The 25164-nt window shown below is 63.9% G+C and carries 16 protein-coding genes; 4 read left to right on the top strand and 12 right to left on the bottom strand.

The annotated features are described in order from the left end of the window. Positions 1–70: 70 nt before the first annotated feature. The 5 genes from GOX53_RS06040 to acs form a co-directional block, all read right to left on the bottom strand. Positions 71–1894: a DUF294 nucleotidyltransferase-like domain-containing protein gene (locus GOX53_RS06040; protein ID WP_171174410.1), complete on the bottom strand. Its 1824-nt coding sequence runs from the start codon at positions 1892–1894 to the stop codon at positions 71–73. Between the two features lie 114 nt (positions 1895–2008). Next, positions 2009–3784: a sodium:solute symporter family protein gene (locus GOX53_RS06035; RefSeq protein WP_171174408.1), complete on the bottom strand. Its 1776-nt coding sequence runs from the start codon at positions 3782–3784 to the stop codon at positions 2009–2011. Between the two features lie 6 nt (positions 3785–3790). Next, positions 3791–4075 (bottom strand): DUF4212 domain-containing protein, encoded by a 285-nt coding sequence (locus GOX53_RS06030; protein WP_171174840.1) that lies wholly within the window; start codon positions 4073–4075, stop codon positions 3791–3793. A 177-nt stretch (positions 4076–4252) separates the two neighbouring features. Beyond that, positions 4253–4936 carry an adenylate kinase gene (locus GOX53_RS06025; protein ID WP_171174406.1) on the bottom strand — a complete coding sequence of 228 codons (684 nt, stop codon included), beginning with the start codon at positions 4934–4936 and terminating at the stop codon, positions 4253–4255. A gap of 7 nt (positions 4937–4943) precedes the next feature. After that, positions 4944–6908, bottom strand: a complete 1965-nt coding sequence (gene acs, locus GOX53_RS06020) for an acetate--CoA ligase (RefSeq protein WP_171174404.1) — start codon at positions 6906–6908, stop codon at positions 4944–4946. A gap of 473 nt (positions 6909–7381) precedes the next feature. On the opposite strand from acs, the gene GOX53_RS06015 reads away from it, so the two are divergent. The 3 genes from GOX53_RS06015 (at position 7382) to GOX53_RS06005 (ending at position 10506) form a co-directional block, all read left to right on the top strand. Next, positions 7382–8398: a C4-dicarboxylate TRAP transporter substrate-binding protein gene (locus GOX53_RS06015; RefSeq protein ID WP_171174402.1), complete on the top strand. Its 1017-nt coding sequence runs from the start codon at positions 7382–7384 to the stop codon at positions 8396–8398. Positions 8399–8469: 71 nt separating this feature from the next. Beyond that, positions 8470–9099 (top strand): TRAP transporter small permease subunit, encoded by a 630-nt coding sequence (locus GOX53_RS06010; RefSeq protein ID WP_171174400.1) that lies wholly within the window; start codon positions 8470–8472, stop codon positions 9097–9099. A 3-nt stretch (positions 9100–9102) separates the two neighbouring features. Further along, entirely contained in the window at positions 9103–10506 is a 1404-nt protein-coding gene (locus tag GOX53_RS06005) for a TRAP transporter large permease (RefSeq protein WP_171174398.1), read from the top strand. 27 nt (positions 10507–10533) lie between these two features. On the opposite strand, the gene GOX53_RS06000 is transcribed toward GOX53_RS06005, so the two are convergent. The 4 genes from GOX53_RS06000 to GOX53_RS05985 are packed head-to-tail and all read right to left on the bottom strand — an operon-like array spanning position 10534 to position 20537. Then, positions 10534–12504 (bottom strand): DNA/RNA non-specific endonuclease, encoded by a 1971-nt coding sequence (locus GOX53_RS06000; protein WP_171174396.1) that lies wholly within the window; start codon positions 12502–12504, stop codon positions 10534–10536. 30 nt (positions 12505–12534) lie between these two features. Then, on the bottom strand, positions 12535–17061 hold the full coding sequence (locus GOX53_RS05995) for an ATP-binding protein (RefSeq protein WP_171174394.1): 4527 nt from the start codon (positions 17059–17061) through the stop codon (positions 12535–12537). Continuing rightward, positions 17051–18901: a trypsin-like peptidase domain-containing protein gene (locus tag GOX53_RS05990; protein WP_171174392.1), complete on the bottom strand. Its 1851-nt coding sequence runs from the start codon at positions 18899–18901 to the stop codon at positions 17051–17053. The genes GOX53_RS05995 and GOX53_RS05990 overlap by 11 nt, the downstream gene beginning before the upstream one ends. A 4-nt stretch (positions 18902–18905) precedes the next feature. Further along, entirely contained in the window at positions 18906–20537 is a 1632-nt protein-coding gene (locus GOX53_RS05985; RefSeq protein ID WP_171174390.1) for a S8 family serine peptidase, read from the bottom strand. 277 nt (positions 20538–20814) lie between these two features. Between GOX53_RS05985 and GOX53_RS05980 the strand changes: the two genes are divergently transcribed. Beyond that, a complete protein-coding gene (locus GOX53_RS05980) occupies positions 20815–22053 on the top strand; it encodes a S9 family peptidase (RefSeq protein ID WP_171174388.1) in 1239 nt (412 codons plus the stop codon). A 187-nt stretch (positions 22054–22240) separates the two neighbouring features. Here GOX53_RS05980 and GOX53_RS05975 read toward each other — a convergent pair whose 3' ends face one another. The 3 genes from GOX53_RS05975 to rocF are packed head-to-tail and all read right to left on the bottom strand — an operon-like array spanning position 22241 to position 25131. Beyond that, positions 22241–23284 (bottom strand): ornithine cyclodeaminase, encoded by a 1044-nt coding sequence (locus GOX53_RS05975; RefSeq protein WP_171174386.1) that lies wholly within the window; start codon positions 23282–23284, stop codon positions 22241–22243. Positions 23285–23290: 6 nt separating this feature from the next. After that, positions 23291–24211, bottom strand: a complete 921-nt coding sequence (gene ctlX / locus GOX53_RS05970) for a citrulline utilization hydrolase CtlX (protein WP_171174385.1) — start codon at positions 24209–24211, stop codon at positions 23291–23293. After that, positions 24211–25131, bottom strand: coding sequence for an arginase (gene rocF, locus GOX53_RS05965; RefSeq protein WP_171174838.1), 921 nt, complete (start codon positions 25129–25131; stop codon positions 24211–24213). Before rocF ends, ctlX begins: the two co-directional genes overlap by 1 nt. Between the last annotated feature and the right edge of the window lie 33 nt (positions 25132–25164).

Genomic DNA, 25164 nt, shown 5'->3' with positions numbered 1-25164 from the left:
TCATCTTTTCCCAAATACTCCCGCCGGAGGCACGATTTTTCACCGAAAAATCGTACCCGTGGCCGAGGCCTTATCCCAGCATTCCCTTACCGTGCCCCACGGCAGACTGCATCGTCTTTACCACGACGAAAGCATCGCGCAGATGACTTCGCTCAAAGTCCGACAGATCGGTGGGGGCCAGATAATTGTCCGGCTTCTCCCCGCGCTTGACCATGGCCACCTGATGCTCCAGCCGGGTCTCGGCGATCAGGTCGTAGGCATCCAGCAGATCGCGCGCGCCCGAGGGGCTGAGCACGCCCGCCGCCTCTGCCGCCTTGAGCCGGGCGCGGGTTCCGGCTTCGGGCAATTGCCCCTGCAACGCATAGATACGGCCCAGATCGACCACCGGCACCACCCCATTGTGCTTCAGATCCAGCGTGTTGCGGTGCTCGCCCGAGCGGATGGTGGCAAAGCCTCGCAACAGGCCCAACGGCGGCGTATGTTTCAGCGAGTTCGAGATCATGTGGGCCACAAAGATCGAATTGGCACTGGCGGCTTTCAGAGTCTCGGCCTGCAGATCGGCAAACAGGTCCAACGCACCGCCGATGGGCCGCAGGTCGAACATGACCGAGGCCAGCATCTGCGCCTCGGGGTTTGGTTTGGCGATCCAGCCCGCGAAATAATCGCGCCAGATGCTGACCGGCTGACACCAGCGCGGATTGGTCGCCATCATGTCGCCCGGGCAATAGAAATAGCCGCAGGTATCCAGCCCGTCGCTCACGAACTTCGCCAGTGCCGCGAAATAGGGCATGTCGCCTTCGCGCACGCTGTCATCCAGCATCAGGCAATTGTCCTGATCGCTCACCCCGGTCTGTTCCTGCCGGCCCTGCGAACCGCAGGCCAGCCACAGATAGGGTACGGGTGGCGGGCCCAGCTTGGCCTCGGCCAGCGCCAGCAGGCGGCGTGTGGTGGTGTCGGCGATGTCGGTGATCAGGCGGGTGACCACCTCGTGCCGGTTGCCGCCCGCGACCAGCTGCACCAGCAGGCGGGGGATCTCGGCGGTGACCTTGGCCATCTCTTCGGCGCTGTCGGCGCGGGCGATGCGGCTGACCAGCTCGGCGGAACTCACCGCCTGATACCGGGTCAGGTCGGTCTGGGTCACGATGCCCACCAGACGCCCGCCCTCGGCAATCGGGATATGGCCGATGCGATGCTCCATCATCGCATGCAGCACGTCCGAGCCGATGGCGCCGGGCGACAATGTCAGCGGCGAGCGCGTCATCACCTGCGAGATCGGTGTGGCGGCGGGCAGCGCCTCGGCCACCACCTTGCCCGACAGATCGCGCACGGTGACGATGCCGCGCAGCGTCTCGCCCTCGGTGATGCAGAGCGAGGAAATCCCCCGCGCGCGCATCTGCTGTGCCGCCTCCTGCACCGAGGTGTCCGGCGAGCAGGTGGCCGGGTCGCGGGCCATCAGCGTATCGACCGGGCTGGTGGCCAACGTCTCCTGCTGCGGGCGGGGGCCACGGGCGCGGTTGAAGAACTTGGCCACCACGTCATGTTCGGCGATCAGCTCGCGAAACAGGGCAGGGGGCAGTACCAGCAGCACCGAATGGGCATCCGCCCGGGCGCTGGTCGCGGCCTTGCCGTCGCGCAAAAGGCCGCGCTCGCCAAAGGAATTGCGCAGGCCCAGATGCGAGACGACGACACCGTTCTCGTCGGTGATCTCGATCTGGCCTTCGTGGATGATGAACAGGCCCGGCAGCGTCTCGCCCAGATCATAGACCGCGAAATCCCGCTCGACCTCCCAGGCCTCGACCTGCGATGCGATGGTCTCCAGAACGTCGACGGGCAACGCGTCATAGGGATGGACGGATTTCAGAAAGCGGGTGATCTGCTCAGGCGACAGGGGCATCGGGTCTACCGTCAACTCTTGAAGTAAAAAGTCCCGCCCGGACAAGCCGGGCGGGATCAGTCGGGTCACAGTGGGCGGCCCCTATTCGGGAGGGAAGTCTGGCCGCCCCGCATCTCAGTGATCCTGAGCTGCGCCTGCGCCACGGGGAATGCGCACGCTTTCGACTAGATCCTTGATCTCCTGCGGCGTGTCTTCGGTGGCGTTCGACACGAAATAGGCCACGGCGAAGTTGATGACGGCGCCGATCGAGCCGATCGCGGTCGACTGGATACCCAGCAGCGAGCCGGAAATGGTGTCCGGGAAGCTGTTGGTGCCGGGGATGAAGAGCCAGCCCTTGTGCAGGAAGATGTAGATTAGCGTGAAGAGCAGACCTGCCAGCATCCCCGCAACCGCGCCCTTGTTGTTGATGCGCTTCGAGAAGATGCCCATCATCAGCGCCGGGAAGATCGAGGCTGCGGCGAGACCGAAGGCCAGAGCCACGGTTTGGGCGGCGAAGCCCGGCGGGTTGAGACCCAGATAGGTCGCCACTACGATCGCCACCGCCATCGAGATCCGGGCCGCCAGCAGCTCGCCCTTTTCGCTGATCTGCGGGTTGATCTGCCCCTTGATCAGGTCATGGCTCACTGCGCCCGAAATCGCCAGCAGCAAACCGGCCGCGGTGGACAGCGCCGCCGCCAGACCGCCGGCCGCGACCAGCGCGATCACCCAGCCCGGCAGATTGGCGATTTCCGGATTGGCCAGCACCAGGATATCGCGGTTCACGGTGAGTTCCGAACCGCTCCAGCCGCGTTCCTCGGCAGTGGCGGCAAAGGTGTCGGATTTGTCGTTATACCACTGGATTTTGCCGTCGCCGTTCTTGTCCTCGAACTTGAGCAGGCCGGTGACCTCCCAGTTCTTGATCCAGTCGGGGCGCGCCTCGTACTCGATCGGCTGCTCGTTGGTGCCGTTCGGATAGATCGTGTCGACCAGATTCAGCCGCGCCATGGCGCCCACGGCCGGGGCCGTCAGGTACAGAAGCGCGATGAAGACCAGCGCCCAGCCGGCCGACCAGCGGGCATCCGACACTTTCGGCACGGTGAAGAAGCGGATGATCACATGCGGCAGACCCGCGGTGCCGATCATCAGCGAGAAGGTGAACAGCGTCATGTTGATCACCGACGAGGGTGTGCCGTCCTGGGTGGTATAGGCGGCAAAGCCCAGATCGGTCACCACCTGATCCAGCCGTGCCAGCAGCGGCTCGCCCGACACATGGTCGCCGAAGAGACCCAGACCCGGGATCGGGTTGCCGGTCAGCTGCAGCGAAATGAAGATCGCCGGGATAGTGTAGGCGGTGATCAGCACGCAATACTGGGCCACCTGGGTATAGGTGATGCCTTTCATGCCGCCCAGAACCGCGTACATGAACACGACGCCGGCGCCGATCAGCAGGCCAACGGTGTTCGACACCTCAAGAAAGCGCGAAAACGCCACGCCGACACCGGTCATCTGGCCGATCACGTAGGTGACCGAGGCCACGATCAGGCAGACAACGGCCACCATGCGCGCGGTCGGGCTGTAGAACCGGTCGCCGATGAACTCGGGCACGGTGAACTTGCCGAACTTGCGCAGATAAGGCGCCAGCAGCAGTGCCAGCAGCACATAGCCGCCGGTCCAGCCCATCAGGAAGGACGAGGCGCCGTAGCCGCCGAAGGCGATGAGGCCGGCCATCGAGATGAACGAGGCCGCCGACATCCAGTCGGCCGCCGTGGCCATCCCATTGGTGACCGGGTGCACGCCACGCGACGCGGCGTAGAATTCGGATGTGGAGCCCGCCCGGGCCCAAATCGCGATGCCGATATAGAGCGCGAAGGTCGCGCCCACAAACAGCAGGTTCAGGGTATACTGTTCCATGGCGTCTTACTCCTCGTCCACGCCGAATTCACGGTCGAGCTTGTTCATCCGCCAGGCGTAGAAAAAGATCAGGGCCAGAAAGACCAGGATCGATCCCTGCTGCGCGAACCAGAAGCCCAGATCGGTGCCGCCGACAGAAATGCCGGCGAGCAGCGGGCGCAGCAGGATGCCGAACCCAAACGAAGCGACAGCCCAGATGATCAGGCTGACGATGATGATCCGCAGGTTGGCTTGCCAATACCCTTGTTCGGCTTCGGCCGCCTGCGTGGAGTTTGTCGATTGATCCGCCATGACGCGGTTCCTCCTTGCTTTCTCCAGGGGTGTCCGGGTGCCGGACAAACCCTCTCCATGCGCCTGCGCAAACGTCTGGCCGCAGGCATGCCTTCTCCGGTCCGCCAGGGCGGTTGATCCGGGTATTCCTCAGGGGTTGGGGGAAGGTAGTGGTCCGTCCCCCGGGGTCTTTCCCGCCTAGTTCATCGCCCCCTTGACGATTCCGGCGAGGCCCTGGGCGATCTCGTCGATCTGTCCCATGGCGTCGATCTTTTTCAGCACACCGTGGCCGGCGTAGTATTCGATCAGCGGCGCGGTCTGGGCGTGATACGCGGCCAGGCGCGACTTCACGGTTTCCGCGTTGTCATCGGCGCGGCGCTTGAACTCGGTGTTGCCGCACTTGTCGCATTTGCCTTCGACCGCCGGCTGCTTGAATGTGTCGTGGAACCCTTCACCGCAGCCCGCACAGGTGTAGCGGCCCGAGATGCGGGTGACCATTTCGGCATCCTCGACCTCAAGGCTGATGGCGGCGTTGATCTGCTGCCCGGTCTCGGCCAGCAGCCCGTCCAGCGTCTCGGCCTGTACCGTGGTGCGCGGGAAACCGTCGAGGATCACGCCCTTGGCGCAGTCCGGGTCGGCCATGCGGTCGCGCAGGATGGCGATGACGATGCCATCGCTGACCAGATCGCCCGCATCCATGACCGCCTTGGCGGCCTTGCCTGCCTCGGTCCCGGCGGCAACGGCTTCGCGCAGCAGATCGCCGGTGGAAAGCTGCACCAGCCCGAACTGCTCTTCCAGCATCCGGGCCTGCGTGCCCTTCCCGGCGCCCGGAGGCCCGAGAAGGATCAGGACGGTGGGAGTGGTTTTTACGGCAGCGTCCATCACACCCTCACTTGTTGGCCCGGTTTTCGATCAGATCCTCGACCACCGACGGATCGGCGAGTGTCGAGGTATCCCCCAGCGAGCCGAAATCGTTCTCAGCGATCTTGCGCAAAATGCGGCGCATGATCTTGCCCGAGCGCGTCTTGGGCAGGCCCGGGGCCCACTGGATCACGTCTGGGCTGGCGATCGGGCCAATCTCGGTCCGGACCCAGGTGCGCAACTCTTTCAGCAGATCGTCGCTGGGCTCGCGGTCATTCATCAGGGTGACATAGCAATAGATGCCTTGTCCCTTGATTTCATGGGGATAGCCCACCACGGCTGCCTCGGCCACGGCGGCATGCGCCACCAGCGCGCTTTCGACCTCGGCGGTGCCCATGCGGTGGCCCGAGACGTTGATCACGTCATCAACACGGCCAGTGATCCAGTAATCGCCATCCTCATCGCGACGGCAGCCGTCACCGGTGAAGTAATAGCCCTTGTAGTCGGCGAAATAGGTCTTCTGGAACCGCTCATGATCGCCCCAGACGGTGCGCATCTGACCGGGCCAGCTATCCTTGATGCACAGCACGCCCTCGACCCCGTTGCCACTGATCTCGACACCCGATTGCGGGTCCAGAACCACCGGCTGAATGCCGAAGAAGGGTTTCATGGCGGAGCCAGGCTTCATTGCGTGTGCGCCTGGAAGCGGCGTCATCAGGTGACCGCCGGTTTCGGTCTGCCACCAGGTATCGACGATGGGGCAGCGCCCGCCGCCGACAACTTCATTGTACCAGTTCCATGCCTCGGGGTTGATCGGCTCACCCACCGTGCCCAGCACCTTGAGATCGCTCAGATCGCATTTCTCGACCCACTCGTTGCCCTGACCCATCAGGGCGCGCAGGGCGGTGGGGGCGGTGTAGAACTGATTGACTTTATGCTTTTCGCAGACCTGCCAGAAGCGGCTGGCATCCGGATAGGTCGGCACGCCCTCGAACATCAGCGTGGTCGCCCCATTGGCCAGTGGGCCATAGACGATATAGCTGTGACCGGTGACCCAGCCCACATCGGCCGTGCACCAGTAGATGTCGCCGTCATGGTAATCGAAGGTGATTTCATGCGTCATCGAGGCATAGACCAGATAGCCGCCGGTGGTGTGCACCACGCCCTTGGGCTGGCCGGTCGAGCCGGAGGTGTAAAGGATGAACAGCGGGTCCTCGGCGTTCATCTCGGCGGGGGCGCAATAGTCATCGGCCTCCAGCGCCATTTCGTTGTAGTCGTAGTCGCGCCCGTCGATCCACGTGGTCTGCCCGCCGGTGCGCTTGACCACCAGGCATTTCACACTGTCCTTGCAGTGCAGCAGGGCGGCGTCGGCGTTCGACTTGAGCGGCGTTTTGCGGCCCCCGCGCGGGGCCTCGTCGGCGGTGATGATCACCTTGGCGTCACAGCCATTGACCCGGGCCGCCAGCGCGTCGGGGGAGAAACCGGCAAAGACGATGGAATGGATCGCGCCGATACGGGCACAGGCCAGCATGGCATAGGCGGCCTCGGGGATCATCGGCAGATAGATCACCACCCGGTCGCCTTTGCGCACGCCCAGGGACTCGAGAATATTGGCCATCCGGCAGGTGCGGCGGTGCAACTCGGCATAGGTGATGTGCTGCGCTTCGTCGGTGGGCTCATCCGGTTCCCAGATGATCGCGGTCTGATCGCCACGGGTCTTGAGGTGACGATCCAGGCAGTTGGCCGAGACGTTCAGCGTGCCGTCGGCATACCAGTTGATGCCGACCTCGCCGAAACTGTAGTTGACGTCCTTGACCTGCGTGTAGGGCTTGATCCAGTCGACCCGCTTGCCGTGCTCGTCCCAGAACGCAACAGGGTCGGCTATCGAGGCGGCATACAACTCATCATACTTGGCAGCATCGACATGTGCGCGGGCAACGGTGTCGGCGGATGGCGGAAATACTTTGGCATCTGCCTGAGCGGCGGCTGTCATTCTGAGGCTCCTCCCTCTGACTGAGATTTGTGCGACCGTTTTCGCCCGTGGCGCGGGTTTTGTCGATCCGGTTCCTACCCTGCGCAAATAATACCCGGATCTGAAAATAAGGAAATAAATTACCGTAATCTAACGGTTTATGTGTAAATATTTTTCTCTCTTGCGTCCGGTTCTGTAAATTCGAGTGCAAGACGTTTCCGCAAACATGTTCATTTTCAATGCCTAACGAGTCAACGAATTTCGCCTCGCGATGGGCGGGCGGCTGCGCAAGCCCTGCGAGAGGATCGTAAAGCGCGGCACAACCGCCGCGACATTTTGTTGCGCGCCGCCCCGGCGGACGGCAGTTGCCGCCGCGAGCCCGCGGGGATGACCCGGGGCGCCGCCTCCCCGGGGGTTGGCAGGGTGGGGTGTTGGCGCTAGCTTGAGCGGCAAGCGGCCTGCCAGAGGGCCGCAATCAAGGGAGAGAGTCCATTATGACCAAGATGTTGACCGGTGCGGCCGTAGCCGCCCTGAGCTTTGCCTTTGTCGCCGAAGCGGCCGCCACCGAATGGAATGTGTCGGTCTGGGGTAAACGCCGCGCCTTTACCGAACATGTCGAAAAACTGGCCGAGCTGGTGAGCGAGAAAACCGGTGGCGAGTTCACCATGAATGTCAGCTATGGCGGCCTATCCAAGCCCAAGGAGAATCTGGACGGCATCTCGATCGGTGCCTTCGAGATGGCGCAGTTCTGCGCCGGGTATCACCGCGACAAGAACCGGGCGATCACCGTGCTGGAGCTGCCGTTTTTGGGCGTGAACACGCTTGAGGAAGAGGTCGCCGTCAGCCACGCCGTCTATGGCCACCCGGCGGTGCAGGATGAAATGGCGCAGTGGAACGCGCGCATCCTCATGACCTCGCCCATGCCGCAATACAATCTGGTCGGCACCGGCGATCCGCGCGATCAGCTGGCCGAGTTCGACGGTATGCGCGTGCGCGCCACCGGCGGTCTGGGCCAGGCGTTCGAGGCGGTGGGCGGCGTGCCCACTTCGGTGCCCGCGACCGAGGCCTACAACGCGATGGAATCCGGCGTGGTCGACACCGTGGCCTTTGCCCAGCACGCGCACCTGTCCTTCGGCACCATCAACAAGGCCGACTGGTGGACCGCGAACCTGAACCCGGGCACCGTGAATTGCCCCGTTGTGGTCAATATCGAGGCCTATGAGGCGCTCAGCGCTGAGCATCGCGAGGCGCTGGACAGCTCGATTGACGAGGCCATCGCCCATTACCTCGCCAACTATGGCGAGCTGCTCAAGAAATGGGACGGCGTGCTGGAAGAGAAGGGCGTCGAGAAAGTGAACATCTCTGACGAGGTGATCGAGGAGTTCCGCGCCAAGGCCGCCGATCCGATCCGCGAGAAGTGGATCGCCGATATGTCCGGTCAGGGCCTGCCTGCGCAGGACCTCTACGATCTGGTTCAAGCCACTCTGCTGCAGCAACGCGGCGGTAACTAAGCGATTGGCCGGGCGCCCATTGGTGCCCGGCCTGACCGCCCGGATTTCCCCCTCAACAAAGGAGTTCTGCGATGGCAGGACATGCCACGGTGCTGGAGGATGGCAGCCTGCTCAGCCGTCTTGACCGGCAGCTTTTGCGGCTTGAGCGGTTGATGGCGCTGGTCAGCGGGCTGGCGGTGTTCTCGCTGATGGTGCTGGCGGTGGTCTCGGTCGGCGGGCGCAACGCGATGAACGCGCCGCTACCCGGCTATGTGGACTGGATCGAACAGGCGATGCCGCTGATTGCCTTTCTCGGCATTGCCTTCGTGCAGCGCGACGGCGGGCACATCCGCATGGATATCATGATCGGACGCCTGAGGGGCCGGGCGCTGTGGCTGTTCGAGCTGATCTCGGTCCTGCTGATCCTGATCCTGATGATCGCGCTGGTCTGGGGCAGCTGGGCGCATTTCGACCGTTCCTTCGATTTCGGCGTGCCACTTTGGAGCCGCGACAGCTCCATCGACATCGGCATCCCGATCTGGCCCGCAAAACTGCTGGCGCCGGTGGCGTTCTCGGTCCTGTGCCTGCGGCTGGTGTTGCAGGTCTGGGGCTATGGCCGCGCCTTCCTGCTGGGGCTTGAGGCGCCGGTGGCGGTGCCGCTGATACAGGACACGGCGGCGCAGGCCGCGGCAGAGGCCGAGCAGCTCGAGGGGCAGGAGTAGGGCATGGACACGATCGAGATCGGCCTCTGGGTCACCGGCGGGCTGCTGGTCATGGTGGTCGCGGGCATGCGCGTGGCCTTTGCCGCCGGGCTGGCGGGGCTCATCGGCCTCGTGTGGATCTTCTGGGCCCGCTTCGGCTACGCCCCCGAACGCTTCGGCAAGGCAATCACCGTTGCGGTCAAGACCGCGGGGCAGGTGCCGCATTCGAAGGTCGCCTCGCACACGCTCAGCCTGATCCCCACCTTCATCCTGATCGGCTATCTGGCCTATTACGCCGGGCTCACGCGGGCGCTGTTCGAGGCCGCAAAGCGCTGGATCGCCTGGGTGCCCGGCGGGCTGGCGGTATCGACCGTCTTCGCCACCGCAGGCTTTGCCGCCGTATCGGGCGCCTCGGTCGCCACCTCCGCCGTTTTCGCTCGCATCGCCATCCCCGAGATGCTGGATGTCGGCTACAACAAACGCTTCGCCGCCGGGGTCGTGGCGGCGGGCGGCACTCTGGCCTCGCTGATCCCGCCCTCGGCCATTCTGGTGATCTACGCCATCATCGTCGAGCAAGACGTGGGCAAGCTGCTGCTGGCGGGCTTCATCCCCGGCGCGTTTTCGGCGGTGATCTATGGTTTGCTGATCGTCGGCATCGCGGTGGCGTTCAAGACCGTCGGCCCGCCGGTCACCGGGTTCACCTGGCGCCAGCGTTTCGCCGCGCTACCCGGCGCGCTGCCCATCGTAGCGGTGATCCTGATCATCATCTGCTTTGTCTACAATCCGTTCGGAGATCAGGCCTGGGGCACCCCCACCGAAGGCGGAGCCATCGGCGCCTTCATCGTGCTCTGCTTTGCGCTGTTTCACGGCATGCGGTGGGAGCAGTTGAAATCGGCGCTGCTGGAAACCGCCAAGCTGACCGCGATGATCTTTTCGATCATCTGGGGCGTGCTGATCTATGTGCGCTTTCTGGGCTTTGCCGACCTGCCGGGGGCGTTCTCGGACTGGATCACCTCGCTGGCCATGTCGCCGATGCTGATCCTGATCTGCATCCTGCTGGCCTATGCGGTGCTGGGCATGTTCATGGATGCCATCGGCATGCTGCTGCTGACCCTGCCGGTGGTCTACCCGGCGGTGATGGCGCTGAACGGAGGCGAGGCGGTGAGCGCCGCCGACAGCACATTCGGCATGTCCGGCCCGATGTGCGCGATCTGGTTCGGCATTCTGGTGGTGAAGATGGCCGAGTTCTGCCTGATTACCCCGCCCATCGGCCTGAACTGTTTCGTGGTGGCGGGCGTCCGCCCCGATCTAAGCGTGCAGGACGTGTTTCGCGGCGTGGCGCCGTTCTTCGTGGCCGACGCCATCACCATCGCGCTGCTTGTGGCGTTCCCGGCCATCGTGCTCTACCTGCCATCGCTGGCGGGGTAACGGGCGGCCCGCACCGCCCGCCGGGGATCACAGACGGATATTCTCCAGATCCCAGATGGTGACGGCGAGCGCCTCGCCGGCCTCGGTCCCATCCGCACGTGCCAGCGGATCGAAATCGCGAAGCTGTCCGAAGTCATGCCCGGTCGCGGCTTCAAGGTCGCTGATCCGCACCTGAAAGGTCTTGTACTCGCCAAAGGCAAATCCCTCGACCGCCTCGACATGACCCCGATCCGACAGCATGCCGTGGATCAGCTGCCCCTGCGACAACACATAGGCCGTGGCGTGCAGGCGCAGGATGCCGTCCTCTTCCGGCGCTTCGGCCAGCATGGTGACCAGCTTGAAATACTCCAGCGGCACCGGCGCGCCGGTGTCGCCCAGCGGCGGCTCGTGGCCGGTAAAGATCGGGCCGGTGAACACATTGGCGCGGAACCCGTGGGTGCGCACATTGTCCATGATGTAATCCTCCAGCCCCAGCCAGGTCTGGTGGTTCTGGTTGAATCCCTGATGCTGCGGGCTGGCCACCGTGTAGTGGAACGTGTCCTTGTTGGCGCGCTTGGCGGTCTCGTGGGTTTCGCCCCAGTTGGTGATCGCGCGGCGCACCAGATGACCCCGGTCGATATCGGCGTGGCCGTAGGCCGCTTTGTCCAACTGCTGTTCTGCGGGAATGCGCAGGTCCTTGCGCCAGCGGGTCGATCCGCGCTTGACCCGTTTGGTCTGCTCCCCGTCAACGTTGAGCGCGGTCAACAGCGGTCCCTTCACCGCACCGCCGTAGAGCACGCTGAAATGCTGATACCGCAGCTCGAACGGGCGCTCGGGCGTGGCATCGCTGGGCGCGGTGAGCGGGATCCGGTCCGACAGTTTGGGCAGGGGCACTGGCACCACCTGCAGGAACTCGGCATCATAGCCCTCGCGCCCGGCAAAATGGTCGGCTTCATGTCCCTCGGGCGCTTCGGTCGGACCACCTGCGGACGGATGCACATCCCCCGCCGCACCGTCATCCAGCAATCCGGTCAGGGTGGAGACCCGTACGGCGCTGTTGCCGATCCCAAAGCGTCCGGCGAAATGCAGCCCCACCACATTGCCGCTGTCGAGGCTGATCACCGGGCTGCCGGAATTGCCGCCCAGCGTGGTCGCATCGTGACCCAGTCGCGACGCATCGTCAGCAACCTGCACAAACCCCGGGGCAAAGCGTTTGACGTCATAAAGGCCCTGAAAATACCGCTCCATCTGCGTCCGGTCATTGCGCGAGCCGTCCGAGGCCGGATAGCCGATGACAGCGATCATCTCTCCGTTCTCGGCATCCGCCTCGGCGCGGGGCAGGGGCGTGACGGCCAGCCCGTCGCCCGGCTTGTCGATCCGCGCCAGCGCCACATCTGCCGAGATATCGTCGGCGATATAGGTGAATTTCTGGATGCGAACGGTGCGGCTGTCATCCTCGGAGGTCTCGACCTCTTCCAGAAAGTCGATGGCGGCGCCGTACTGGATGTTGCCGGGGCCGAACATAAACACGCCGTCGCCCAGAAAGGTGCGCCGCGCCACCAGCTTGGCCACATGGCGGTTGGTGATCACCAGCAGGCTGCCATCGTCTTCCTCGTCGATCACCCAGCCGGTGCCGCCCCAGGTCATGTCGTGATTGCGGAACTCGATACGCCCCACCGAGGGGATGAGCGGTTCGATATTAGTGATCTTGATGTCGGTGCCTTGCGCGAAATCGGCGCCGAGCTGGGTCTTGCCCTCGACCTGCCCGTTGCGCACCAGCAGCGGCGGCCGGCCAACGGCGCGCACGATCGCCTCGAGCTGGACGGGTGAGTGGCCCGCCGCCTCAAGCTGCCCGGGCTCACTGTCGAGCATCTGCTTGGTTGCTGCGGCATCGGCAAGCCCCAGCTCCTTCAGGATCGGCGGGCCATCGTCGATCACCTGCTTCAGCTTGTCGAAATCCCAGTTTGCCCGCAGCCCTTCGAGCCGGTTCAGGCTTTCGGTAAATGCGCGGTCGGTCATATCAAATCTCCTTTGCAAATATCTATCATATCACGAAAAAATCTCTTCTGCCGACACCCTGTGGGCAGCGAGCGCCGCCAGCGAGGCGCTCTGCGCGAGCGGCAGCCCCCTCTGTTGCAGCAGCCGCAGCGCGACGTGCAGATCACCGCCACATCTGCCCGAGGCCTCCTGATAGGGTCGTATCAGACGACGCTGGGCCTGCGCCCGATACCGCTCGGCAGGGGCAAAGAGCCACAGCAGCGACAGCGCCAGTTCGGGTGTGTCCAGACGCTCGGCCACCGCCATGGCCTGATGATCCACCCGCACGTCGGACATCCAGCCCTCGGGCGGTGAGGACCCATAGGACCAGAGCCCGTTCACCGTGCGCCGCCAGCGTTCGGCGGCATCGGCCAGCGCGGGCAGGTCGCGGGCGGGGCGGAAAAAGGCGTAGGCCCCCAACACCTCTGCTGCGATCCCTGCATTGGCCAGCGCCTCTGCTGCGTCCGAGGCATAGGATGACAACCCGTGCGCCACCTGTTCCAACCCGCGCAGATCGGGTGCAATCAGCAACCGGATTTCAGCGAAAAGCTCGCGCAGTCGTGCCAGATCCCTGCCAAAGCGGCCGCCATCCTGACGTGTCATCTGGTCCAGCCGCACATATTCCACCAGTGGCGTGGCATAGGGGTTGAGTGGCGCGATGATGCGACCATAGGTTTGCGGCGCGAAATCCATCGCGCCCCCGTCGAACCGCTGCTGGATACCCAGATTGGCCCGCAGCCGGTCGGCGCGGTCGCGCTCATTCCAGGCCATTTTCTCATCGCCTCCGGGCAGGAACGGGAAAAGCTGCGCCTTGGCGTCTTCGTTCAGCGTTGAATATTCCCGTCCGAAAGGCACTTGCAGCATCATGGCATCAAGGGCGCAGCCTGCCATAATGCTGCTGGAGTAGACATCCGTCGCCTTTGCCAGAACGTCGTCCAAATCTCCCTTCGCCAACCGCTCAAGACAGCCGGAAAACCGGAACTCGGCCCAGATCTCAAGCAAAGCCCTGACCAGATCGGGCTTGGAGGTGTTCAGGGCCTCTTCGAAAAAATCCTGGGGCAGGTGGTCGAAGATCTGCAGTACCAGCGTCCACTGCCCGGTGCGCCAGGCATGCGCCATCGCGACCAGCCCGGCATCGCTGATCAGCTCAAACGGGGTCGGAAAGCCACTTGCCATGATGCCGGGAACTTCGCGCAGCTCGCCTTTTTCCATCATGATCTCGACATCCCGAATGGCGCGTTCGTCGACCGGCTGTGGCATACCGGCATCTTCCGGTTTCACATAAATGACGCGCTGAAGGCGATGATCGAAGGCCAGTTGCGGCTTGGTTTCGCGCGGCGGGGGCGGGCTCGGCGCAGGCGGCTGGGGCGCATCTACCGCGAAGGGCTGTTTCAGCAGGACAGAGAACGCGTCGCCCGGCATGCCGTCTTTGGGCAGGTGCACGAACTCCGACCTTTGGCTGCGGGCCTGCCGCACGGCGTCACTGGCGGGCTGGGGAAGGTCATCCAGCATGTCATCGGTGAACTCATGGGCGAGGCCCGGGGCGATGTCCGGCAATTGCTCATTCGGGTCGCGGCAGAGCTGAAGCCGATGATAGAGAGCCGTGGCGTCATGCACGCCGGTAAACCACTCGGCGGCCTTTCGGTTGATATGCTGTGCCACCTCTGGAAACTCGCCGTAGACCAGGCTCAGAAACGCTCTGCGGACGTCGCTGCGGTACACAAGCCACGGCCCGTCTTCGTACACGAGCCAAACCAGTTCGCGCTTGATGTCCTCGACCGTCCGTTCTGCGTCCGTTTCGTCCAACTCCAGTTCCAGAACCGGCGCGAGCACGTTGCGCAACACATCGGAATTGATCCGCAGCAGCACCAGACCTTTGATTGCGATGTCACGCACGGGATTGGGTACGTGGTCGAGAATGCGGCGATAAAGATACGCTTCAACCTGATCTTCATTGATGTCGTCGATCAGCTTCTCGTCCAGTTTGACGCCGTTCTCCAGCGACTTGATCGCTAGCATCAGGCGGAGCGGATTGCCGTTGGCGATGCGGACGATGGATGGCCGATCCTCCTTGTCCACGCCATGACGCTCGAGCAGCGTTTCAACCGCCGAGTTTTCAAGGCCTATCAGCCCGACATGATGCGCCACCCGCTTTTCGGCGGGAAGGATGGACTCGCGGCGCCCGGCGGAAATCAGGCAGATCGGGCGTCCGACAAGCTCGGCCAGACGATCCAGACGCTCGAACAGCAGTTGCACGCGAACTTCGGAGCGGCTGCGCACGACCTCCAGCGCATCCAGCAGTATGACAAGGGTGCTGCCCGATCCACGCACCGCGTCCCGGATCGCGTCGTTGATTTCGCGCGGCTGGACCCGCCCGGGCAGGTTCTTGAGCCCGGCGGTCGCCTCGACGGTGCGCAGACGGGCCTGCCGCAGGCGTTCGGCAGAGCCGGACAGGCTGTTGCCGATCTGGCGCGACAGCTCGTCCATCACGGCAATGTCGTCGCCCGCCGCAAGCGACGGTCTGTCGAAGTTCAGCCGCAGAACCACCATCTCGCGCTCCCGCGCAACCCGGCCAATCTGGTCCAGAAGATGCGATTTGCCGATGCCAGGCAGGCCGGACACATGCAAGGTACGCAGCTGCGCCGGTTTGCCCTTGCCCACCCATTCCGTGGGGGAGGACAGCCAGTTGCGCATCACCCTCAGCTCGGCCTCGCGCCCGACGAAATCCGACGCGGGTTTGCTTTCGGCGCGGCGCCCGAAATCCGATCGCTCCCCCCGCGCCTGACGGATCGCATCGCTGGCCCGTGGCGGCAGGTCGCCCAGCATGTCGTCGGTGAACTCCAGGGCCAGTTCCGAACCGATGTCCGGCACAGGTTCGCCGGGGTCGCGGCATAGCTGCAATTGATGATAAAGCGCGGTCACATCCTGAACGCCGACAAACCAGTCGGCGGCAATCCGGTCGATCTGATGCGCCTCGTCAAAGTGGTCCTCATAGATGAGGTTCAGGATGGCGCTGCGGATATCGCTGCGGTGCATGAGCCAGGGTCCATCGCGGCGCACCAGCCAATGGTGATGTGCCAGATCGTCCAGAATGCGCCGGGCCTGCGTACCATCCAGCGTCATGCCCAGAACCGGCGCCACCACCTGACACAGCGCATCGGCGTTGATCCGGTGCAGCACCAGGCCCTTGAGCGCCACGTCGCGCAGGTGACGCGGCACCCGACTGAGGATGGCGCGGTAGAGATAGCCCTCGATCTGATTGCCCCGCGCACCCTCGGGCAGGTCCTCGTCGGGCCGGGCGCCCAGTTCCACCGATTTGCTGGCCAGCACCAGCCGCAGCGGGATGCCATTGGCAATGCGCAGGATGGGAGGCCGGTTTTCGACGTTCACACCGCGTTTTTCCAGCAAGGTTTCGGCCACCGGGTCCTCAAGCCCGGTCAGGTCGATGTGATGGGCAACGCGCTTTTCGGCAGGCAGGATGGAATCGCGGCGACCGGCAGAGATCAGGCAGACAGGGCAACCGGCGAACTCGGCCAGCCGGTCCAGCCGCTCGAACAGCAGCCGCACCTGCACATCGGCGCGCTGGCGCACCACTTCGAGCGTATCCAGCAGGATCAGGAAGCGCCCATCGAACCCGCTCAGCGCATCGCGGATCGCGCCCATGATCTCGCGCGACTGGCCGCGCCGGGTGAGACCTTCGAGATCGGCGAGCGTCTCGGCGCGGCGCAGCCGGGCCTGACGCAGCGCCTCGGCGGTGCGGGGCAGGCCGTTGCCGATCTGGCGCGACAGCTCGTCAAACAGCGCATGGTCGTCCTGCACGGTCAGCGACGAGCGGTCGAAATCCAGCCGCAGGATGACCATGTCGCGCTGCCGCGCGATCTGGATGATGCGTTCCAGCAAAAAGGACTTGCCGATGCCCGGCAGGCCCGAGACATGCAGCGTGCGCAGCCGCGGAGGAGTGCCGGTCTCAGTCCAGTCCGACGGCGAAGACAGCCATTCTTTGATGGTATCAAGCTCGGTGTCGCGGCCGAAAAAGCCGGTTGCAAGCGCACGCTCATTGGCCTGGGCCTGCTGCAGCCGGTTCACGGCACCCCGCAGCGCCGCGACGCGGGAATAGGCCGGCGCGCCCGGCCCGGCGCGGTCCAGCACCTGAATCAGGTCGAGCAGCGGCTCGGCCTCCTGCGTGGCCTCGACGTGACCATCGATGCTGTCCGGCGCGTAGGGGCCGGTTCCGGCCAGGGCCTGTTCGACCTCGGTGGGGCGCTCGGAATACGTGCCCTCACCCTCGAAGGGCGAGGGATGCGACAGCACCTTGCGCCGCACGCTGTTGCGCATCAGCCAGAGGTCCTGCTTGTCATCCCGCTCGACCGTGCAGTCAGGCCGCAGCAGGCTCACGATATCCAGCATCCGGGTCGGCGTTTTGGCCAGCTCCGCGCCGCCGATTTCCATCAGCGCCGAGACGGGGTTGAACCCGCCCGAGACGGCGGCCACCCAACGCAGCTTGTCCAGAAGGTCGCGGTTCTGCGGATCAACCTTCATGGGCACCTCCGGCGTTGAGGTCTTCTCCCAGATCGTGCCGCGCCTCGCTGCGCAGCCGGTCGGCCACCAGCGGCAGTTTCGTCGTCGCAAACCGGTTGGCCACCACCGGCGGGATGCCGTCCAGCGCCCGGTCCACCATGTGATTGCAGACCCCTTCGTCCCAATCCAGCTCCAGCGCTTCCGTCATCAGCTGGACGCAGTCGAGCACGTCACGGCGCAGGAAGGGCCGGATATAGTCGACAAATACGGCGGGGCGAGTATCGGTCGCGGCCTCGTCGATGCTGGTCACGGTGCGCGCACGCAGGTCATAGGTTTCGCACCCGCTGAGAACCAGCCGCATCTCGGGCGCCTCCAGCACCTCTTCGATCAGGTGTTCCAGCTGGAACCGGGTATGATCGATCTGACCGCTTTCAGGGTTCTCGAAATAGAGCCACAGCTTTTCGTCCCGTGCCTGGCACTGGGCGCGCAATTCCTCAATCAGCGCCTTGATGCGGTCATCCTCATGTGCGGCATCGGTGGTCTCATCTGCAGCCACACCTGCGCGGGCGACCACGGGACCGGCCCCCAGCAGGGCACGCTGGCGGACCGCATCGACCAGATCGCGGCGATTGAACCCGGTCTCCAGACGCACCACCCGGTGGTTGCCCTCATTTACGTCGAGGAACCGGTCGAGCAGATTGAAGCTGAAATTCATCCCCTGCCGCCCGTCGATCTCGGTCCGCTTGATCCAGATGCCGCGCAGGCTGGTCTCCTCGGTCTCGAGCATCGCCGTCAGCGCGTCGAAGAACCCGTTGCGTCCAATCACGAAATGGCCATCCAGATCGTCGCTCAGCGACCACAGCCTGCGGGGCGGGCAATCGCGGTCGATCTGGGTGCGGAAATCGTCATTGGCGGCGAAATGGTGATAAGGCACCAGCCGCCGCACGTTGCGCCACCGGCCCTGATGAAGCCCGACAAAAGCAAAGGAACGGTCGAACCCCGCGCCGCCGGACGATCCTCCATGCGTCGAAATGGAGTGCACATGACGCGCCTCGTCCAACTGCTCGCGCCGCAGGTGGCCGACGGCGATGCCCTTTTCGGCACCTTCGGGGAAGTGGATCAGCACGAAGGCTTCGGTCCCCACCCAGTCGGGCGGCTCGGCGGGCAGCGACAGATGCCCCAGCGTGCGGCCCAGCGGCGCGCGGATGCGCAACAGAGCGGCATCGCACAGGGCAGAGGCATCGGGGCCTTCCGGCATCTGCCCGGTCTTTTCGCCCTCGAAACAGGGGGCGACCCAGACCGCACGGGCCTGATGTCGGCTGCCATCCGAAAGCTGCACGCTCACATCCTGCACCGTGGATGGATCAACGCCGGTGGTCGCATCCGGGGCATAGGCGTCCACCACGTGCGCCGAGGTCAGGATCAGCCGCGGCGACACCATTGCGCCGCTGCCCATCACCTGCTCATCGACCATCACCCGGCAACGGAACGCCTTGGCGCCGCTGGCAAATTCGCCAATCTGGTCGATATCCAGATCGTCATGGTCCGCCGCACCGTTGAGCGGAACCAGCGCCACCTGATCGGTCAACTGATCCGGGTCAGGGGGCAGCGGCTCGACCCCGCGCATCCGCAAGGCGGCGATAAAGCGTGCCATCAGCCCTTTGTCCAGCAGCCGCTCCACCATCAGCCCGGCCAGCGCATTTCCTTCGGGAAACAACTGCGCCACGCTGCGGAAACTGTCGATATCGCCTCCGTGACCGGCGGACTGAAACACCTCTTCGATGGTGTCGTTCACCAACTCCGGGCGATCCTGCAAGAGCGGCTGCAGGTCGTTTGCCGTCAGTTTTTCGTCGCCCGCCACCGGCCTAGTCCGCGCCGACAGCAGCCCTGAGCGCGGGCTTGTCGGCCAGGATGGCACCCAGCCCGTGGCTGGTGGCGTCCGGGACCAATGCAGCCTCGACACCCAAGGTCTCGGCAGCACGCGCGCGGGCGCCCGTGCGGTGGCTGAGCCACAGCAGCTCGGATGCGTAATCGGCCAGATCCGAGGAAAACTCCGCTGCCGCTGCCGGGGCGTGGTTGGCCAGATGAGTGAGTAGGATATTGGCGCTGCTTTCGATCCCTGCAGGGCCGAGATCGGATTCGGCCACGGCCTCATGCCCGGTCAGCGATTGCGGCAAAGGCGCGTCCAGAGTGGATTTGGCATCCAGCACGCCCGCGCCCAGATCATTGGCACCTCCCCAGACGGGCGGCTTGCTCAGCCCATGGGTCACGCTGGCGATCCACATTGCCTGCACCGTGGTACCCGCAGCGGCAGCCTTGTGCCGCAGAGCCGTCCGCCCGCCGTGACGTGCCACCCACAGCGCGGCAACCCCGGCAGTGAGCGAGGTTGCCAGCGTGGTGCCCTGCGACGCCTTGATCCCCCAATCATGATCATCTGGCTTGCGCTTGGCAGCACCCCAGACGTTCTCTCCGGGCGCCGACAGCGTCACCTCAGGGCCCCGCCCGGACCGCGCCCAGGGCCGCAGGCTCTTGGTCACGGCGGCCAAAGCCGTGCACAACCCGTTGGCCGCATAAGCCGCCGGGAACACCACATTGGGCCAGCAGTTTCCCGCCGCACACACCACGACCAGCCCGCGCTGCACGGCCTGACGCAAGGCCCGCTCTGTCGAGGCGACGCGTCCGGGTCCGCCTTGCGCCATCGTGATCACATCGGCGCCATTGTTGATGGCATGGGCGATCGCATGGGGCAGGGTGCGTTGGTCCAGATTGATCACCGACTTGATCGCGCGGATCGGCATCACCTTGGCCTCGGGCGCCGAACCGGTCACCGCTCCGGGCTGACCAGTATTTCCGTTCATGTCGGCACTGCCGCGCGAGGCGATGACCGAGGTGACCAGCGTGCCATGGCCGGGATTGCGCAGCGGCCCGTCGCTGAACCGGTCCGAGGCATCGGTGCCCCCCTCGACCAGGTTGAGCTGATGGGTCAGATCCAGCGCCCCCTGCAACTCGCCATGCGAGGAGTAACCGGTGTCGATCACCGCCACGGTCGAGCCCGCGCCCCGGCTGCGCTGCCACGCCTGCGGAGTGCGGATCACCTTATGCACCCAGCCGAAGGGCCGGATATTGGTGCGCGGGGTGGAGCAGTTGAAAAGACCGGCCTCGGTGGTGACGGCGCCCACCGCAACCGCGCCATAGAGGCTTTCGGGCAATACCGGGTTGGCCTCAATCGCATCCAGAGCGGCGCGCAGACGGCGGGCAAATTCAAAAGCCGTGGCCTCTAGCCCGGCGACATTGGTGCCGCTGAATTCCGCGAAAAAGAACTGATCCTGCTCCTCGCCAAAAGCGCTCTCGACCTGGGCCGCCGCGCCGGGCAGCGCCTGTTCGATCCGGTCAGAGATATCGGCAGGAGAGGTGTTTTCGGGAAAGACAAGCTCGACAACAAATGGATCGGCACCGTCACGCGAGGCTGAGCGCAGCGTTTCAAGAAGGTCCTGCATGGATGAGTCCAGTTACAAAAGTGAACAAACAATAGGCGCTAGGCTAACATAGATTGCACCGGAAATCACCATTGCGGCAGTGAGGGATAGTCCGCACATCCAACCTGAGCGCAAAGGAGAAGGAAATGTCTGCAAGTCGGGTCGATCTACTCTCCGGACATCGCCACCATTCCCGCGCTTTACGGATTTTAGTACCATGAACCTAAATCCGATGCCGAAGTGACGTTCTACTTACTTGGATAACCGATACTGACGCGACAACGTGGGACAAAACTCCATGCTGAAAATAGTTGCCCACTTGGTTCGAATCCCAGCGGTCTTGATCGTGCTCGCCGGCACGTCCAGTGCGCAGGACTCGGTTCTCGTAGGCGATGTTCCATTGCCCGCAGATGCGGTAATGTCGGCTCCGGAGGAATGGGCGTTTTCGGGGGTCTGGGCCGGGCAGTGGGATAACCGACGGAACCATATTCTTGTTGTTGAACGCGTTGACGATGAGGGGGTCGCGGATGTCGTCTATGCGGTCGGCACGGACGAAAATGGTCGGGGTCGATGGTTCAGGAGCAAGGCGAGGATCGAAGACGACTCGCTGGTTCTGGCAGATGACCACTTTCCCGCGCGCTATTTGATCTCGGCTACTGGTCGCATGCGAGGTTTCTATCCCAACAACAAGCACTTCGCGATCCTGGAGCGCCAAGAGCTTTCGGCGCTGTTGGCTTCTCCTGACGAAAGCTGGTTTTCAGTAGGCGACCTTGAGTTCCTGGAAACGGATTTGGTTGAAGACGGTCGCGGCATACGGCTTGCCGTTGTCGTCTATCGCCCTAAGGGAGAGGGCCCGTTTCCGCTCGCGATCATCCATCACGGATCAACTGGATCAGGCAAATATCCAAGGGAATTCAAGTGGATTTGGACCTATGACTGGCTTGCCGACGTATTGAACGCGAACGGTTGGCTCGTTGCCTCTCCGCAACGGCGCGGCCGTGGCCGGTCAGATGGCCTTTACGACGAAGGTTTCGCTGAAGACCGATCACAAGGGTATTCACCAAAGGCCGAGCTTGCTCTCCCGGGAGCCGACAGGGCACTGGCGGATGCCAATGCCGCGTTATCGGCGCTGAGACAGCGTCCAGATGTTGACGGCGGTAAAACCTTGCTTGGCGGAATCTCACGTGGGGGTGTCGTCGCGATCATGCAGGCTGGACATGACCCGCAGAATTTCGTCGGCGTGATCAACTTTGTCGGAGGTTGGGTGAGCGAAAGAAGGGGCGATCCCGAGATCAATCCGGCCCTGTTCAGAAGGATTGGAGCTTTTGGCGGCCCCGTTCTTTCGATCTATGGCGAGGGAGACACGTACTATAGCGTCGAACACTCCAAATCGAACCTCGCCGAAATGGAAGCCCTTGGTGCTGATAGCCAACTCCATGTGGTCAAGCTTCCGGGTTATCTCGACGGGCACTGGGCGATGTATGTGCCCAGTCTTTGGGAGGAGGTTGTCATCGAGTTTCTTGGAAACCTCGACTGACTTTTTTCGCTTGCAACATCGCGCGACGCCAAAACTGCAAGAACGTATGCCCCCAAAAAGATGAATGCCCTGTTCAAGCGCCAATGAGGGCTCCAATAGGACCAAAGCGAAACGCGGGCATGCCAAAAGAAAAGAGACGCCGGGCAAGATCACCTTGCCCGGCGTCTTCGCTTGAATGAGTGGCGCTCTAACCCGCCCGCATCAGCATGCCAAACAGATCGCGCGGGTCGTCCGGGTCTGCCAGCATGTCGAGCGGCTCGAAGAATTCGGTACCCTCGATGGCTGATTTCACATAGCGCAGGGCCGAGAAATCCTCGATCGCGAAGCCTACGCTGTCAAAGAGGGTGATCTGCCTCTCATCGCGGCGGCCCTCGGCCTGGCCGGTCATCACCTGCCACATCTCGGTGACTGCATGATCGGGGTCCAGCGCCTGGATCTCGCCCTCGACCCGGGTTTGTTCGGGATATTCCACGAAGATCTCGGACCGCAGCAGGATGTCCCGGTGCAGTTCGGTCTTGCCGGGGCAGTCGCCGCCAATGGCGTTGATGTGCACGCCGGGGCCGACCATGTTGTCGGTCAGGATGGTGGCGTATTTCTTGTCGGCGGTGCAGGTGGTGATGATCTGCGCGCCCTCGATGGCGTCTTCCGCCGTCTTGCAGGGCACCACAGTCAGCCCCTTGCCCGCCAGATTGGCCGCGCATTTCGCGGTCGCCGCCGGGTCGGTGTCATAAAGCCGCACCGTGTCGATGCCGCAAAGTGCCTTGAAGGCAAGACACTGGAACTCGGACTGCGCGCCATTGCCGATCATCGCCATGGTGGTCGAGCCCTTGGGCGCCAGATACTTGCCGACCAGGGCCGAGGTCGCTGCCGTGCGCAGCGCCGTCAGCATCGTCATCTCGGTCAGCAGGGTCGGATAGCCGGTATAGACATCGGCCAGCAGGCCGAAGGCGGTCACGGTCTGCAATCCCTCGGAGGTGTTCTTGGGGTGGCCGTTCACATACTTAAACCCGTAAGCCTCGCCATCCGAGGTGGGCATCAGCTCGATCACCCCATGCGGCGAATGGGCGGGCACGCGGGGCGTCTTGTCGAAACTCTCCCAGCGCTTGAAATCGGCCTCGATCTGGTCGGAGATCTCGGTCATCATCCGCTCGACCCCCACGTGGTGGATCAGGCGCATCATGTTGTCGACGGATACGAAGGGCACGAGGGCCTTGTCAGAAGGTTGCATCACGTACTCCTATCGGCGGGCAAGGTGGATGCCGGCGATCATGCAGCGGACCGATCCGCCGGCAGTTTCGATGGTGGGAACCGAGAGTGGCAGCGGCGTGGCACTGGCCTCGATGATGGCGATCTGCTCGGGCGTCAGCGCGGCCAGCGCGCGGGATGAAAGCGCCAGAACCAGCCCGTCGCGCCCGGTCAGTTCGATGGCATTTCCGGCAAATTCCGCGATCTGGTCATAGCTCAGGTCGATGACGGTACGTCCGGTCTCTTCCAGCCGGGTGCGGACCGTGTCGCGCCGCTCGGGCTCGGTGATCATGTCCAGACAGATCATCGCATACTGCGTGCCGATCCCCATCAAAACGTTGGTGTGATAGACGTCGCGACCCTGCGCGTCACGCGCCTCGAACGCGATGGGTTCATAGTTGAAATGGGTGCAGAAGCGTTCCAGCAGCACCGGATCGGCGCGGTGGGATTTGACCGTATAGGCGATGCGACCCACGTGATCGAGCACCATGGCCCCGGTGCCCTCCAGCGCCAGATCGTCCTGCTCCAACCCGGAATAGTCGATCACGTCCTGAACGCGGTAGTCCTGTTTCAGCATCTCGATCACGTCCGCGCGCCGCTCGCGCCGCCGCGACGGGACAAACATCGGATAGATCGCCACATGCCCGCCCGGATGGGTCGAGAACCAGTTGTTGGGAAACACGCTGTCGGGGGTGTCGCGCTCGCCATGATCGTCAAAGACATGCACGGTCACGCCAGCCTCGCACAGTTGCTCCACGGCACGGTCATGCTCATCCCGCGCGGCGGCCGAGGTTGCTTCGGCAGAGCGGTTGGCCAGCGTCTGAAACGCGTTGTCATCGCGGGTCTCGGGGTTCGAGGCAAAGGCGTGCGGTCGGATCATCACCACTGCGGAAGGGGCTTGCAGGGACAGCATCAGAAGCTCCGTGTCGGGCGGTCGAAGATACGGCGCCCCATCAGCGAGGCGGCCAGATCGACCATCAGTTTCGCGGTACGTCCACGCTCGTCGAGGAACGGGTTCAGCTCCACCAGATCCAGCGAACAGACCAGCCCGCTTTCGTGCAGCAGTTCCATGACCAGATGCGCCTCGCGCTCGGTGGCACCGCCCGGAACGGTGGTGCCCACGGCGGGCGCGATGGCGGGTTCCAGGAAATCCACATCCAGCGACACGTGCAACATGCCGCCCGCGGCGCGCACGCGGTCAAGAAACGCCATCAGCGGCGCCTTGATGCCATGCTCGTCGATGCTGCGCATATCCGCAAGCATGGCGTTGTCCTTCTCAAGTGCGGCGCGCTCATGCGGATCGACCGAGCGTAGCCCGATCATGCCCACCTGCTGGGTCGGCACCGGCGCGGGCAGGGCAGGGAAGGCCTCGAATCCGGCCTGACCGGTGAAATACGCCACCGGCGTGCCGTGCAGATTGCCGCTGCCGGTGCTGTCGGGGGTGTGAAAATCGCTATGCGCGTCGAGCCACAGGACAAAGAGCGGGCGGCCCACATCCTGCGCATGGGCGGCCATTCCCGCGACGGTGCCCATCGACAGGGCGTGATCGCCGCCCATGAAGATCGGCACGCTCTGCGTCGCGGCCTCCTGCGCGCTGCGCATCAGGGCTTGTGTCCAGCCCACGCATTCGGGCAGGGCAAACAGGTGGTCATGGTCCGGTATATCGACCGGATCGGGGCTGACATCGCCCAGATCGCGGATCGGGTGGCCCAGATCCGCCAGAGCCTGCTCGATCCCCGCCACACGGTAGGCATCGGGCCCCATCCGGCAGCCCTGACGCCGCTTGCCCGCGTCCATCGGGGCTCCGACAAGAAGAATATCACGCTTTTCCATGCCGCTATTTTGCGTGTCCATCCCTCTTGCGGG

The sequence above is a fragment of the Ruegeria sp. HKCCD8929 genome (assembly GCF_013031405.1).
Classification (GTDB): Bacteria; Pseudomonadota; Alphaproteobacteria; order Rhodobacterales; family Rhodobacteraceae; genus Ruegeria.
Note: the sequence above shows the minus strand (reverse complement) of the source record. Positions and strands in the feature narration are given on the sequence as shown.